This window comes from Desulfuromonadales bacterium (assembly GCA_035620395.1).
In the GTDB taxonomy this organism is placed as follows: Bacteria; Desulfobacterota; Desulfuromonadia; order Desulfuromonadales; family DASPGW01; genus DASPGW01.
In genome coordinates this window covers 1-11,600 of record DASPGW010000076.1, presented here as the reverse complement: position 1 = coordinate 11,600, position 11,600 = coordinate 1, and the positions used below count along the sequence as shown (strand labels likewise).

At 63.1% G+C, this 11,600-nt stretch carries 12 protein-coding genes; all 12 read right to left on the bottom strand.

Annotation, left to right across the window (positions count from 1 at the left end; translation table 11 throughout):
* Positions 1–988, bottom strand: a 988-nt coding sequence (locus VD811_04540) for an HD domain-containing protein (GenBank protein ID HXV20248.1), incomplete at its 3' end; no start/stop codon positions are given.
* 91 nt (positions 989–1,079) lie between these two features.
* On the bottom strand, positions 1,080–1,532 hold the full coding sequence (locus tag VD811_04535; protein ID HXV20247.1) for a YaiI/YqxD family protein: 453 nt from the start codon (positions 1,530–1,532) through the stop codon (positions 1,080–1,082).
* Positions 1,533–1,549: 17 nt separating this feature from the next.
* Complete coding sequence (locus VD811_04530; GenBank protein HXV20246.1) at positions 1,550–1,966, bottom strand: thioesterase family protein; 417 nt, start codon at positions 1,964–1,966, stop codon at positions 1,550–1,552.
* A gap of 78 nt (positions 1,967–2,044) precedes the next feature.
* Positions 2,045–2,857, bottom strand: a complete 813-nt coding sequence (gene mutM, locus VD811_04525; protein ID HXV20245.1) for a bifunctional DNA-formamidopyrimidine glycosylase/DNA-(apurinic or apyrimidinic site) lyase — start codon at positions 2,855–2,857, stop codon at positions 2,045–2,047.
* Positions 2,858–2,912: 55 nt separating this feature from the next.
* Positions 2,913–3,395: a WbuC family cupin fold metalloprotein gene (locus VD811_04520; GenBank protein HXV20244.1), complete on the bottom strand. Its 483-nt coding sequence runs from the start codon at positions 3,393–3,395 to the stop codon at positions 2,913–2,915.
* Positions 3,396–3,397: 2 nt separating this feature from the next.
* On the bottom strand, positions 3,398–3,814 hold the full coding sequence (locus VD811_04515; GenBank protein ID HXV20243.1) for a YchJ family metal-binding protein: 417 nt from the start codon (positions 3,812–3,814) through the stop codon (positions 3,398–3,400).
* A gap of 5 nt (positions 3,815–3,819) precedes the next feature.
* On the bottom strand, positions 3,820–4,677 hold the full coding sequence (locus tag VD811_04510; GenBank protein HXV20242.1) for an ABC transporter permease: 858 nt from the start codon (positions 4,675–4,677) through the stop codon (positions 3,820–3,822).
* Positions 4,678–4,693: 16 nt separating this feature from the next.
* Positions 4,694–6,001 carry an OmpA family protein gene (locus VD811_04505; protein ID HXV20241.1) on the bottom strand — a complete coding sequence of 436 codons (1,308 nt, stop codon included), beginning with the start codon at positions 5,999–6,001 and terminating at the stop codon, positions 4,694–4,696.
* A 136-nt stretch (positions 6,002–6,137) separates the two neighbouring features.
* A complete protein-coding gene (locus VD811_04500) occupies positions 6,138–7,511 on the bottom strand; it encodes a phosphomannomutase (protein HXV20240.1) in 1,374 nt (457 codons plus the stop codon).
* Positions 7,512–7,518: 7 nt separating this feature from the next.
* Positions 7,519–8,931: a mannose-1-phosphate guanylyltransferase/mannose-6-phosphate isomerase gene (locus tag VD811_04495; GenBank protein HXV20239.1), complete on the bottom strand. Its 1,413-nt coding sequence runs from the start codon at positions 8,929–8,931 to the stop codon at positions 7,519–7,521.
* Between the two features lie 160 nt (positions 8,932–9,091).
* Positions 9,092–10,153: a GDP-L-fucose synthase gene (locus VD811_04490; protein ID HXV20238.1), complete on the bottom strand. Its 1,062-nt coding sequence runs from the start codon at positions 10,151–10,153 to the stop codon at positions 9,092–9,094.
* Positions 10,154–10,278: 125 nt separating this feature from the next.
* On the bottom strand, positions 10,279–11,409 hold the full coding sequence (gene gmd, locus VD811_04485) for a GDP-mannose 4,6-dehydratase (protein ID HXV20237.1): 1,131 nt from the start codon (positions 11,407–11,409) through the stop codon (positions 10,279–10,281).
* Positions 11,410–11,600 lie beyond the last annotated feature (191 nt).

Genomic DNA, 11,600 nt, shown 5'->3' with positions numbered 1-11,600 from the left:
ACTGTGACGGTACATTGAGATGGTCGCGCAGCTTGCCCGGAATGGGGGGATAAATGCTGTGCAGAAGTCCGAGGGCGAGATAGGCGTCCATGGTCCTGTCGACCTGAATCTCCAGTGTATAGAGGGTGGCGAACCCGCGGCGCATCGACTGGGCGGCGGCAATCGAAAAGGGGCGCCAGCGATCCAGCAGCCGGGCGGAAAGTTTCTGGTGCTCAAACGTCTTGTGAACTTCATCACGAATCTTCCGCAGAGCGGGATCGACCTGCTGCTTCAAGGCCTGTACCGCATGGCGGTAGCGGCTGGCGCGGCGGGGATAGAGGATCTTGATGGACAGCGCCTCGAGTTCCGATGCGACCTGGCCCATGCCGAGACTTCGGGCCAGCGGAACATAGACGGTGCGCGTCTCCTCGGCAATCAATGACTGCTTTTGCGGGTTGAGAGCGCTGATCGTCTCCAGGTTGTCCATGCGATCGCAGAACTTCAGGCAGAGGACGCGCACATCGTTGACCGCCAGCAGCAGCTGCTTGCGGTAGGTTTCTGCCTTGAGGTCGTCCCGGCTGAGCTTGTCGTCGGCGGCCTTGGTCAGGCCGTCGACCAGCAGGGCGGTTTCCGTGCCGAACTCCTCCCGGATTTGGTCCAGGGTCACCGGCGTGTCTTCCACCACATCGTGCAGGATGGCGGCGATGACCGACGAAAAATCCATCCAGTAGCGGGCGGCCAGATGCGCTACCCGCAGAGGATGGTAGAAATAGGCCTCTCCCGACTTGCGGAACTGCCCTGCGTGCGAAGCACGGGCCAGCTCGAACGCCGCTTGCAGGCGGTCGATCCCGTCGTCAAGTTCCTGCTCACTCATCCCCCCGCCATGATGAGTCACCAGAAGTTCCATGATTTCGTTGATCAGCCGCTGTTCCCGACGTGGGTCGTCAGTTGCCGCTCGGGCGGTTCGCTGCGGGCTGGCGGATTCATCGGTAGAGGGAGACGTCTGCATGATTCTTTATCTTAGATGAGAAAAAGATCGCCATCAAGCCTGATTTCGCCCGGAATCCCGAAAACGTCCCGGGCTCAACAGGCAGCGGGGATCAACGGTTGGCGTGTTTGGCCAGGAATCGATCCAGCTGGTTGGCAAAAGCCTGCCGGTCGCTCTGGCTGAACGCGGCGGGGCCGCCGGTTTCCACGCCGCCGCTGCGCAGCTCGTCCATGAAGTTGCGCAGGGTCAGGCGCTCCCGGACATTGTCGGCGGTCAGAAATTCCCCCCGGGGATCCAGGACATACCCGCCCCTGGCGATGACGTCGGCAGCCAGCGGGATGTCGGCGGTGATCACCAGGTCGCCGGCTTCCATCTGCTGAACGATGCGGTTGTCCGCCACATCGAACCCGGAGGAGACCCGGATGGTCCGGATGAAGCGTGAGGACGGAATCCATAGCGGCTTGTTGGCGACGAGCGTCAGGGGGATATGCTTCCTCTCGGCAGCGCGAAAGAGGATTTCCTTGATGACCTTCGGGCACGCATCGGCGTCGACCCAGATTTGCATGGACTTCCCTCCCGGCCTCAGTCCCCGAGTCCCTCGAAGCGGATCACCGCTTCGCGGAAGGCAGGCGGCAGGCGGCGCGGTTTGCGGGCCTGGTAGTCGAAGGCGACCAGGTGGGTCGTTCCTTCGGCGGTCGCCATCCCCTGCCGTTCGATCCGGTAGGCCATGACGAAGGCGGAGTTGCGCACCTCGGTCACCCGCGCGCCGATGCCCAGTTCATCGCCGAGAAACATTTCGCCCAGGTAACGCACATGGGCTTCAGGCAGGATGAGGCCGCAGCCGCCGAGGTCAAGCTCGGTGAAAGGACCGAGATGGCCGAGATAGGCGATGCGGGCGTCCTGGAAAAAATTGAGGACGGCAGCGTTGGAGACATGACCGCCGTAATTGACGTCGGCAACGCGGACGGTGTAGGGGATGGTGAAGCGGAAATTATCCATCGGGAACTCCGGGTTTGAGGGGTGAGGCACGAGACTTAAGGCACGAGGTTAAAGGGTTGGGAGCTCGTGCCTCGTGCCTTATTTCTGGCATTTTCGACAGAAATACGTCGACCTTCCGGCGAGCCTGGAGCAGGCGATCGGCCGGCCGCAGATTGGACACGCCTCCCCTTCCCGGCCGTAGACCTTGAGCTGCAGCCGGAAGTAGCCCGGCCTGCCGCCGGCGTCGGTAAAATCCCGGATGGTGGTGCCGCCGGCGGCGATCGCTTCGGTCAGCACCTCGCAGATTGCGGCGGCCAGACGTTCATAGCGGGCAAGACCAATGCTTCCGGCCGGCCGGCGCGGGTCGATGCCGGCACGAAAGAGGGCCTCGCTGGCATAGATGTTCCCCACCCCGACCACCACCTGCTGGTCCATGATGAACGGCTTGACCGTCCCCCTCCGTCCCCGCGAACGCCGGTAGAGATAGGCACCGTCCATTTCGGCGGCAAACGGTTCGGGACCGAGCTCCACCAGCAAGGGATGCCGGTGCGGGTCGTCGGGAGTCCAGAGCAGGGCGCCAAAACGCCGGGCGTCGTTGAAACGCAGGGCATTGCCGTCGGTGAAGACAAGATCGACATGATCGTGCGCCTGCGGCGGGGTTCCGGCGGCAACCAGATGCAGATGGCCGCTCATGCCGAGATGCAGGATCAGCGTGCCGCCGCTGCAACGCAGCAGCAGATACTTGGCGCGCCGCTCCACCCCAAGCACCCGCTGACCGGCCAGCGGGACCGTTTCTGCCGGAAGCGGCCAGCGCAGTTGCGGCACGCGACAGACGAGCCGTTCGATCGTCCGGCCGACCAGATGCGGCGCGATCCCGCGGCGGGTTGTTTCGACTTCGGGCAGTTCGGGCATGAAATCCGTGATGGGTGAACAGTGAATCGTGATCGGTAAGAACAGAAGAGCGTCTTCAATCGGCTGACAAGGTTTCGACGGCGCGCAGCAGCGCCGCCAGATAGTCCGCTGCCCCGACGCTCCCCTCTGCCGGTGCCCAGGAGGCAAAGTCCTTGTCGGATGGCGGAACGTAAGGGCCAGGCTTGGTCTCGAAGAAGACCGAGCCGCTCTCCAGCGAGACGACGGCGTGCCAGACGCCGGCCGGGATGTCCACACCGAGCGTGGCACCGCCGGCGGCAAACGGGATGACCCGCTCGATGGTTCCGTCATCGGCGAAGATGAATGCCGCCAGCCGGCCGCGAACCGCGAGAAAGCACTCCGGCTTGGGAGGCGTCAGGTGCCGGTGCGGCCGGACGTAGGAAACCGGCTCCATCGCGTTGAGCAGACGCTGGCACGGCTCATCGTAGCTGGCATGCAGATTGTGGTTCATCCGCCCCCTCGGGCTCTGGCGTGCCCTGGCCGTCAACGCGTCCAGCAACGGATCGTCGATGAGCTGCATCGCTAAAAGAACACTTTCTCTTTCACCTTCTCGAAATCATCCCAGCCGACGGCCTCGATCTCGCCCCGATACTCGTCCCGGCCGAGTTTTTGTCCCGAATGGTAGCGCCACCCCTCGCCGGTCGACAGCAGCAGGGCCAGTTCGAAGGTCTCTATCCGCTCCCCCCGGAAGCGGACATCGAGGTAAAAGATGACGCTGGCCTGATCCCCTTCGACCCTCTGGCGAAGGATGCGGCAATCCTGGATGACGAAGTCGGCCGCCAGAACGGAGCGGGCGTAGTCGAGATAGGTCTGCCGGTCGGCAAACTGCCGGCAGAAGTTGGAGTCCGGATGGTAAGAGTCGTAGATGAAACCGAAATCGCCGACGGCAAAAGCGCGGCTGCGAGCGAGGATCAGCTGTGAAGGAGAGAAGGAATCCATGTCAATTATTCTTTGAGCCGCGGATCGAGCGCGTCCCGAATCCCCTCCCCCAGCAGGTTGTAGCCGAGCACCGTGATCAGGATGGCCAGACCGGGAAACGCGGAAAGCCACCAGGCCGTCCCCAGGGTCTGCTTGCCGGTGATCAGCATATTTCCCCACGAGGGAGTCGGCGGCTGCACACCGATGCCGAGGAAGGAGAGGGCGCTCTCGGTCAGGATGGCGCCGGCCACGCCGAGGGTTGCCGAAACCAGCACCGGCGACAGCGCATTGGGCAGGACGTGGCGGAAGATGATCCGGCTGTCGCGGGCGCCGAGAGCTCGGGCAGCGAGGACGAAATCACGCTCGCGCAGCGACAGGAACTCGGCCCGCACCAGCCTGGCCACCCCCATCCAGCTGGTCAGACCGATAATGATCATGATGTTCCAGATGGAGGGCTCGAGAAAGGCGATCACCGCCAGGATGAGGAAGAAGGAGGGGAAACAGAGCATGATATCGACAAAGCGCATGATCAGCGCATCGATCCAGCGGCCGTAGTAGCCGGCGAGGGCACCGAGGAGGATGCCGATGAGGGTGGAGATGCCGACGGCGACGAAGCCGACCAGCAGGGAGATGCGCGCCCCGTAAAAGATGCGGGCGAGCACGTCCCGGCCGAGATCGTCGGTGCCCAGAGGGAAGGCCCAGCTCGGCGACTGCAGGCGCCGGGCAATATCGATGGCACCCGGATCGCGGGCGACCAGCGGGGCCAGCAGGGCCAGGGCGAACATGCACAGGACAATGGCGCCTCCCGCCAGGGCCATGCGGTTGTGCGACAGGCGCCGCCAGAAAATATCCCGGAAAAATGAGGGTCTGCTGTTCAGGGCCATAAGCGATCAGGGTTCCTCAGCGCCCCGGCAGGACCGTAATGACCACCCGACGGTTGTGCAGACGTCCGTCGGGTGTCGCGTTGTCTGCCACCGGTCGCGCTTCGCCGAAGCCTTCCGTTTCGATCCGTCCGGCATCGAGGTTGTATTTCTCGACCAGGGTGCGGCGCACCTCTGCGGCCCGAGCCTTGGAGAGGGCAAGATTCGACTCGACCGAACCGATGCTGTCGGTATGCCCCTCGATGAGGATTCGGCTGCCCGGGTGGGCCTTGATGAAATCGGCCGCGGTCTGCAGATCTTCGGCAAACTCGGGGCGGACAGCCGCATCACCGTAGGCAAACTGGAGATGCAAGGTCAGCGACTGCACGGCAGGTGCGGCTGCCGGAGTCGGCGGCGGGCAGCCGGCCGCGTCGACCACCGTCCCCCGGGGCGTTTCCGGACAGCGGTCGGCGAAATCGGGCACCCCGTCTCCGTCGCTGTCTTTCGGACAGCCGTCAGGGTTGACCGGAACACCGGCCGGGGTGTCGGGACAGCGATCGAGATGGTCGTAAATCCCGTCGCCGTCGAAATCGCCGGGGCAGCCATGCTGATCCACCATCACACCGGCAGGAGTGGCCGGACAGTTATCCAGAAAATCATAGACGCCGTCCCGGTCACTGTCGAGGGGGCAGCCAAAGCCATCCACCGGCACACCCAGTTGAGTGTCGGGGCAGCGATCGAACTGATCGGGTACGCCGTCGCCATCCGAATCCCTGACGATCGGCGCTTCCCGATAGCCGCCAAACTGGAAAGTCAGTCCGGCGGTGGCCGACAGGTTGTTGAAAACGTCGTGTTTTCGGTCCGCATCCTTGATATTGACATCGAGAACATGGCGAACGTCGGCCCGCAGGCCAAAGCTGTCCGTCAGAAAGTATTTGAAGCCGAGGCCGTAATTGAACAGCCCGTCCTGGTCGCTGGCGCCCCCCGGATGCACGCTGAGCCCCCCCAGGCCGACGGCCGCATAGGGGACGAAATGCCGGGTCGGACGGAAATGGTAGAGGACGTCGAGAGTGACGCTGTAAATGTCGACATTCTCCTCCGGGCCTTCAGAAACTTCGCCATCAACGTAGCTGGCCACACCTTCGACGCCCCAGCGTTCACCGAAATTGTAGCCGACGGCCAGACCGTAAACCGGCCGGTCCCTGAGCCGCTGGTTTCCCTCGAAAACGTAGCCCCCGGCGAAAGGGGACAAGGTCAATGCGTAAGGGCGGATCGCCGCCAGCGAAGGCTCGGGAACGAGAGCAAGGAAGAAAATCGCTACAACCCCCAGCAATTGCACTTTGTACATTCGATCTTCTCCACTGCAAGCGAACATTGAATCCTGGGACGGATTTAACTATGAATATCTCCACTATGCAACCGCTTTTCCCATTCCCGGGCAGTGGGGATGATGAACTCGAGATCGTCGTGCGCCGGAGGTTAAATCAATGACATGAATCTTCCGCTCCCCCCTGCCCTTCCATCAGCCGCAGAATCTCCGCCGTCTTCTCCCGCATCAGGCTCGCATCGCCCCGTGCTTCGACATTCAGCCGCACCACCGGCTCGGTATTGGAACAGCGGACATTGAAGCGCCAGTCGGTGAAATCCATGGAAAGGCCATCGGTTCGATCAATGTGGAGAGCGGCTGAGGCATAGCATCTTTCAATCCCGGCCAGCACTGCCGGGGGATCCGCAAGGCGCCGGTTGATTTCGCCGCTGGCCGGAAACAGCCGCATCCGCTCGCCGACCAGGGCCGACAAGGGCTGACCCGCCTTGCTCATCAATTCAAGCACCATGAGCCAGGGAATCATGCCGCTGTCGCAGTAGGCGAACTCGCGAAAATAGTGGTGGGCGCTCATCTCGCCGCCATACACCGCATCTTCGAGGCGCATCCGCTCCTTGATGAAGGCGTGCCCGGTCTTGCTCAGGACCGGCAGCCCGCCGGAGCGGGTAACGATATCCACCGTGTTCCAGGTGAGACGGGGGTCGTGAATGATCCGGGCGCCGGGATGCTTCTGCAACAGCGCTGCGGCCAGCAGACCGACGATATAATAGCCCTCGATGAAGCCGCCGGCCTCGTCGAACAGAAAACAGCGATCGAAGTCGCCGTCCCAGGCGATGCCGGCGTCGGCGCCATGCCTGCGAACGGCTTCGGCAGTGGCGTCGCGGTTCTCGGGCAAAAGCGGATTGGGGATGCCGTTGGGGAAGGTGCCGTCGGGGTCGTGGTGGGCCCGGATGAATTCGAAGGGGAGGTGCGGCTCCAGTGCGTCGAGGACCGGGCCGGCGCAGCCGTTGCCCGCATTGACTACCACCTTCAGGGGTTTCAGGGCGCTGCGGTCGACATAGCCGAGCAGGTGCTCGATATATTTGCCACGGGTGTCGAGTGGGGCAACCGCCCCCCTTCGCGCCGCCGCAGCAAAGACGTTGCCGGCCGCCAGCGCCTGGATGGCCTGCAGGCCGCTGTCGCCGCTGATCGGCTTCGAGCCCTCCCGCACCAGCTTCATGCCGTTGTAATCCATGGGGTTATGGCTGGCCGTGACCATGATGCCGCCATCCATCTCCTCGGCAAAGGTGGCGAAATAAATCTCCTCCGTCCCGCACAGGCCGATATCGTAAACATCGACGCCGCCGTCGGTCAGCCCCGCGGCCAGCGCCCGGCAGAGGTCTTCGCTCGACAGGCGCACGTCCCGGCCGACCACCACCCGTTGAGGCTTGATGAATTCGGCGTAGGCCCGGCCGATGCGCCAGGCGATGTCTTCGTTCAGCTCGTCGGGCAGGCGGCCGCGGATGTCGTAAGCCTTAAAACAGGTCAGGTTCATAGTGAAATCAACTCCTGCCGTAATTGTCCTCAAACCGCACGATATCATCCTCCCCCAGATAACTCCCCGACTGCACCTCGATCAGTTCCAGCGGGATCTTCCCGGGGTTTTCGAGGCGGTGGGTGACCCCGAGGGGGATGTAGGTCGACTGGTTTTCGCTGAGGGTCAGCACCTTGTCGTCGCAGGTGACCCGGGCGGTGCCGCGGACCACGATCCAGTGCTCGGCACGATGATGATGCATCTGCAGCGAGAGGGTGGCGCCGGGATTGACGGTGATGTGCTTGACCTGGAAGCGTTCGGCGGCGTCGATGCATTCGTAGGCGCCCCAGGGTCGGTTGACCCGGCGATGCAGCAGGGCCTCGTCGCGCTTGCGCAGCTTCAGCTGCTCGACGATCGCCTTGACGTCCTGGACGCGGTCCCTGGACGCCACCAGGACGGCGTCGCCGGTCTCGACGATCACGTGGTCCTCGACGCCCACCGCCGCCACCATGCGCGTGGAAGCATGCAGGTAGCAGTTGCGTACATCCTTCGTCAGGACATCCCCTTTGACGACGTTGCCGTCGGCATCCCGGGCGCCAACCTCCCAGAGGGCCGACCAGGAGCCGACGTCGCTCCAGCCGGCAGCGAGAGGGATGACCGCCGCCGCCGCGGTCTTTTCCATCACGGCGTAGTCGATGGAATTGCCCGGGCAGGCGGCGAAGGCTTCGCCGTCCAGCCGGGTGAAGTCGAGATCCCGTGCCGCCCCCGCCACCGCCTTGCGGCAGGCCGTCAGCATCTGCGGGGCGAAGCGCTCCAGTTCAGCCAGAAAAGTCGAGGCCCGGAACAGGAACATGCCGCTGTTCCAGTAATAGTTGCCACTGGCCAGGTATCCTTCAGCGGTCTGCAGATCCGGTTTTTCCTTGAATTCGGCCACGGTGTACGCCTTTGCAGGCCCGAGCGGCTCGCCCGCTCGAATATACCCATTCCCCGTCTCCGGCTTGTCGGGGACGATGCCGAAGGTCAGCAGGCGTCCCTCCTCGGCCAGGGCGACGCCGGCCTGGACGGCGGCACGCAGGGCGGCGCTGTCGGTAATCACATGATCCGCCGGCAGGACCAGCAGGATCGGGTCTTCGCCGCCGGCGCCGGCCAGCAGGGCGGCCACCGCCACGGCCGGGGCGGTGTTGCGACCGACGGGTTCGAGGACGATGGCCGCTGGGTTCACCCCGATGGCGCGCAGCTGCTCGGCGACCAGAAAGCGGTGGCTCTCGTTGCACACCACCAGCGGCGCCCCGAGGCCCGCCAGTCCGCGCAGGCGGGTGACCGTCTCCTGCAGCATGGTCTGCGCCCCCACCAGGGGGAGGAGCTGTTTGGGGTAGAGCTCGCGGGAGAGGGGCCAGAGCCGGGTGCCGGCGCCGCCGGAGAGGATCACGGGGACGATCATTTCAGTTCTCCTGACATCAATTCTTCTCGCGCCCGTTCGCTGCGCTCACTCAAGACGCAGAGGGCACAGAGATTTAACCCCCTATCTTTTTGCTTTGATTTCTCTGCGTCCTCTGCGGCTCTAGCGACTGCAAGGAGCGGGCGAGAGAACGTTTTTGATTTTAGCGCCTTACCCGGCCGCTCTCCAAATACCACTCGTAGGCCCGTCTGATCCCCTCCGCCAGCTCCACCCGGTGCCGCCAGCCGAGGGCGTGCAGCTTGGAGACGTCGATCAGTTTGCGCAGGGTGCCGTCCGGCTTGCTGGCATCGAACTCCAGCCGGCCGCCGAAGCCGACGGTTTGCCGCACCAGCTCGGCCAGTTCGGCGATGCTGACGTCCGCGCCGGTGCCGATGTTGATGTGGGTGTTGCGGATCTCCCGGCGGCCGGGGAGATAAGTGTCGGTAAAATCGCGCTCCTGCATCAGAAAAACACAGGCGTCCGCCATGTCCTCGCTCCAGAGAAATTCCCGGCGAGGTTTGCCGCTGCCCCAGACCTGGACGCTCGCCGCAGACACCCCGAAACGCTCCAGAATCGTCCGGGCTTCGGCTTCCGTCTCCACTTCCAGATCGGCCAGCACGGCGGCCATATCGCCCGCAGCCAGCAGCCGGGCCAGGTGCATCTTGCGCAGCAGGGCCGGCAGCACATGGGACATCTCCAGGTCGAAATTGTCGCCCGGCCCGTACAGGTTGGTGGGCATGACGGAAAGGAAGTTGGTACCGTACTGGAGGTTGTAGCTCTCGCAGAGCCTGATGCCGGCGATCTTGGCGATGGCGTAGGGCTCGTTGGTATATTCCAGCGGGCCGGTCAGGAGGTACTCCTCCTTCATCGGCTGCGGACAGTCGCGGGGGTAGATGCAGGAACTGCCGAGGAAGAGCAGCTTCTTCACCCCGTGCACATGGCTCTGGTGGATGACGTTGTTCTGGATGGCCAGATTCTCGTAGATGAAATCGGCCCGGTAGGTGTTGTTGGCCACGATGCCGCCGACCTTGGCCGCGGCGAGAAAAACGTAGTGCGGCTTTTCGTGCGCAAAGAACTCCGCCACCGCCTGCTGGTCGGTCAGGTCGAGTTCGGCGCGGGTGCGCGTCACCAGATTGGTGTAACCACCCTGCTGCAGGCGTTTCACGATCGCTGAACCGACCAGACCCTTGTGGCCAGCCACAAAAATTTTGGCTTCTCTATTCATTTCAAAATCTTCAGTTGACAGCGATATCCAGGAAGTTTAGGAAAAATTCTTGAGGCTTGGCCTTTATCCTGGGTATCCTTTTTAGACAAGTGAACACGGCCATTCAAGTTTTGCGCCCCTTGGTTCTATTCGTGATAATTGAAGGTGTTAAACCCGTGCCTCCGGCACAGTTCATCACGTTTCGCCTCTTCCAGATCCGATCGCACCATCTCGGCAACCAACTCCGCAAAGGAAATTTTCGGCGTCCAGCCAAGCTTCTCCCTGGCCTTGGTCGGGTCTCCCAGCAGCGTCTCAACCTCTGTCGGCCGGTAGTAGCGAGGATCGACACGGACAACGATCTGGCCGGGTTTCAGTGCTGAGTCCTGGGCGGTGCGCGATGAATCGATCGCTTCGACAATGCCTTTTTCCTCGACCCCCTGCCCTTCCCAGCGCAGTTTGATGCCGAGCTCGCCGGCGGCGGCGTTGACGAAGTCGCGGACGCTGTACTGTACGCCGGTGGCGATGACGAAGTCCTCGGGCTGCTCCTGCTGCAGCATCAGCCACTGCATCTCGACGAAGTCGCGGGCATGGCCCCAGTCGCGCAGGGCGTTCATGTTGCCGAGGTAGAGACAGTCCTGCAGGCCGAGGGCGATGCGGGCGACGGCGCGGGTAATCTTGCGGGTGACGAAGGTCTCGCCGCGGATCGGCGACTCGTGATTGAAGAGGATGCCGTTGCAGGCGTAGATGCCGTAGGCCTCCCGGTAATTGACGGTGATCCAGTAGCCGTAGAGCTTGGCCACCGCGTAGGGGGAGCGGGGATAGAAGGGGGTCGTCTCCTTCTGCGGGATCTCCTGGACCAGTCCGTAGAGTTCGCTGGTCGAGGCCTGGTAGAAGCGGGTCTTCTTCTCCAGGCCGAGGATGCGGATCGCCTCCAGGATGCGCAGGGTGCCGAGGCCGTCGGCGTTGGCGGTGTACTCCGGCGTCTCGAAGGAGACGGCGACGTGCGACATGGCGGCGAGGTTGTAGATCTCGTCCGGCTGCACCTGCTGGATGATGCGGATCAGGTTGGTCGAGTCGGTCAGGTCGCCGTAGTGGAGGATGAAGTTGCGGTGCTCGACGTGCGGGTCCTGGTAGAGGTGGTCGATGCGGTCGGTGTTGAAGAGCGAGGCGCGGCGCTTGACGCCGTGCACGATGTAGCCTTTTTTCAGCAGGAACTCGGCCAGATAGGCGCCGTCCTGGCCGGTGATGCCGGTGATCAAGGCGATCTTCTGCGACATGAAACCCCCTGCAGTAGGATTGGCGGTACTCGAAAACATGTAGGTTTTTCTAATAAACAATAAATCGAGGCTTGATTCTACCGATTATGCCCATATCCGGCAAGAAAGAAGATTCCCCAGTTTTGCCGCCAGCGCGGCGCGGGCATCCTTCTCTCCATGCACCAGCCGGATCTCGGCCGGTTTATAGCGCA

Bases quoted from the DNA above. Each gene is read 5' to 3' on its own strand.
- mutM (HXV20245.1), bottom strand. From the start codon at position 2,857: ATGCCCGAACTGCCCGAAGTCGAAACAACCCGCCGCGGGATCGCGCCG.
- VD811_04535 (HXV20247.1), bottom strand. From the start codon at position 1,532: ATGCAAATCTGGGTCGACGCCGATGCGTGCCCGAAGGTCATCAAGGAA.
- VD811_04495 (HXV20239.1), bottom strand. From the start codon at position 8,931: ATGATCGTCCCCGTGATCCTCTCCGGCGGCGCCGGCACCCGGCTCTGG.
- VD811_04505 (HXV20241.1), bottom strand. From the start codon at position 6,001: ATGTACAAAGTGCAATTGCTGGGGGTTGTAGCGATTTTCTTCCTTGCT.
- VD811_04490 (HXV20238.1), bottom strand. From the start codon at position 10,153: ATGAATAGAGAAGCCAAAATTTTTGTGGCTGGCCACAAGGGTCTGGTC.
- VD811_04530 (HXV20246.1), bottom strand. From the start codon at position 1,966: ATGGATAATTTCCGCTTCACCATCCCCTACACCGTCCGCGTTGCCGAC.
- VD811_04515 (HXV20243.1), bottom strand. From the start codon at position 3,814: ATGGATTCCTTCTCTCCTTCACAGCTGATCCTCGCTCGCAGCCGCGCT.
- gmd (HXV20237.1), bottom strand. From the start codon at position 11,409: ATGTCGCAGAAGATCGCCTTGATCACCGGCATCACCGGCCAGGACGGC.
- VD811_04510 (HXV20242.1), bottom strand. From the start codon at position 4,677: ATGGCCCTGAACAGCAGACCCTCATTTTTCCGGGATATTTTCTGGCGG.
- VD811_04520 (HXV20244.1), bottom strand. From the start codon at position 3,395: ATGCAGCTCATCGACGATCCGTTGCTGGACGCGTTGACGGCCAGGGCA.
- VD811_04500 (HXV20240.1), bottom strand. From the start codon at position 7,511: ATGAACCTGACCTGTTTTAAGGCTTACGACATCCGCGGCCGCCTGCCC.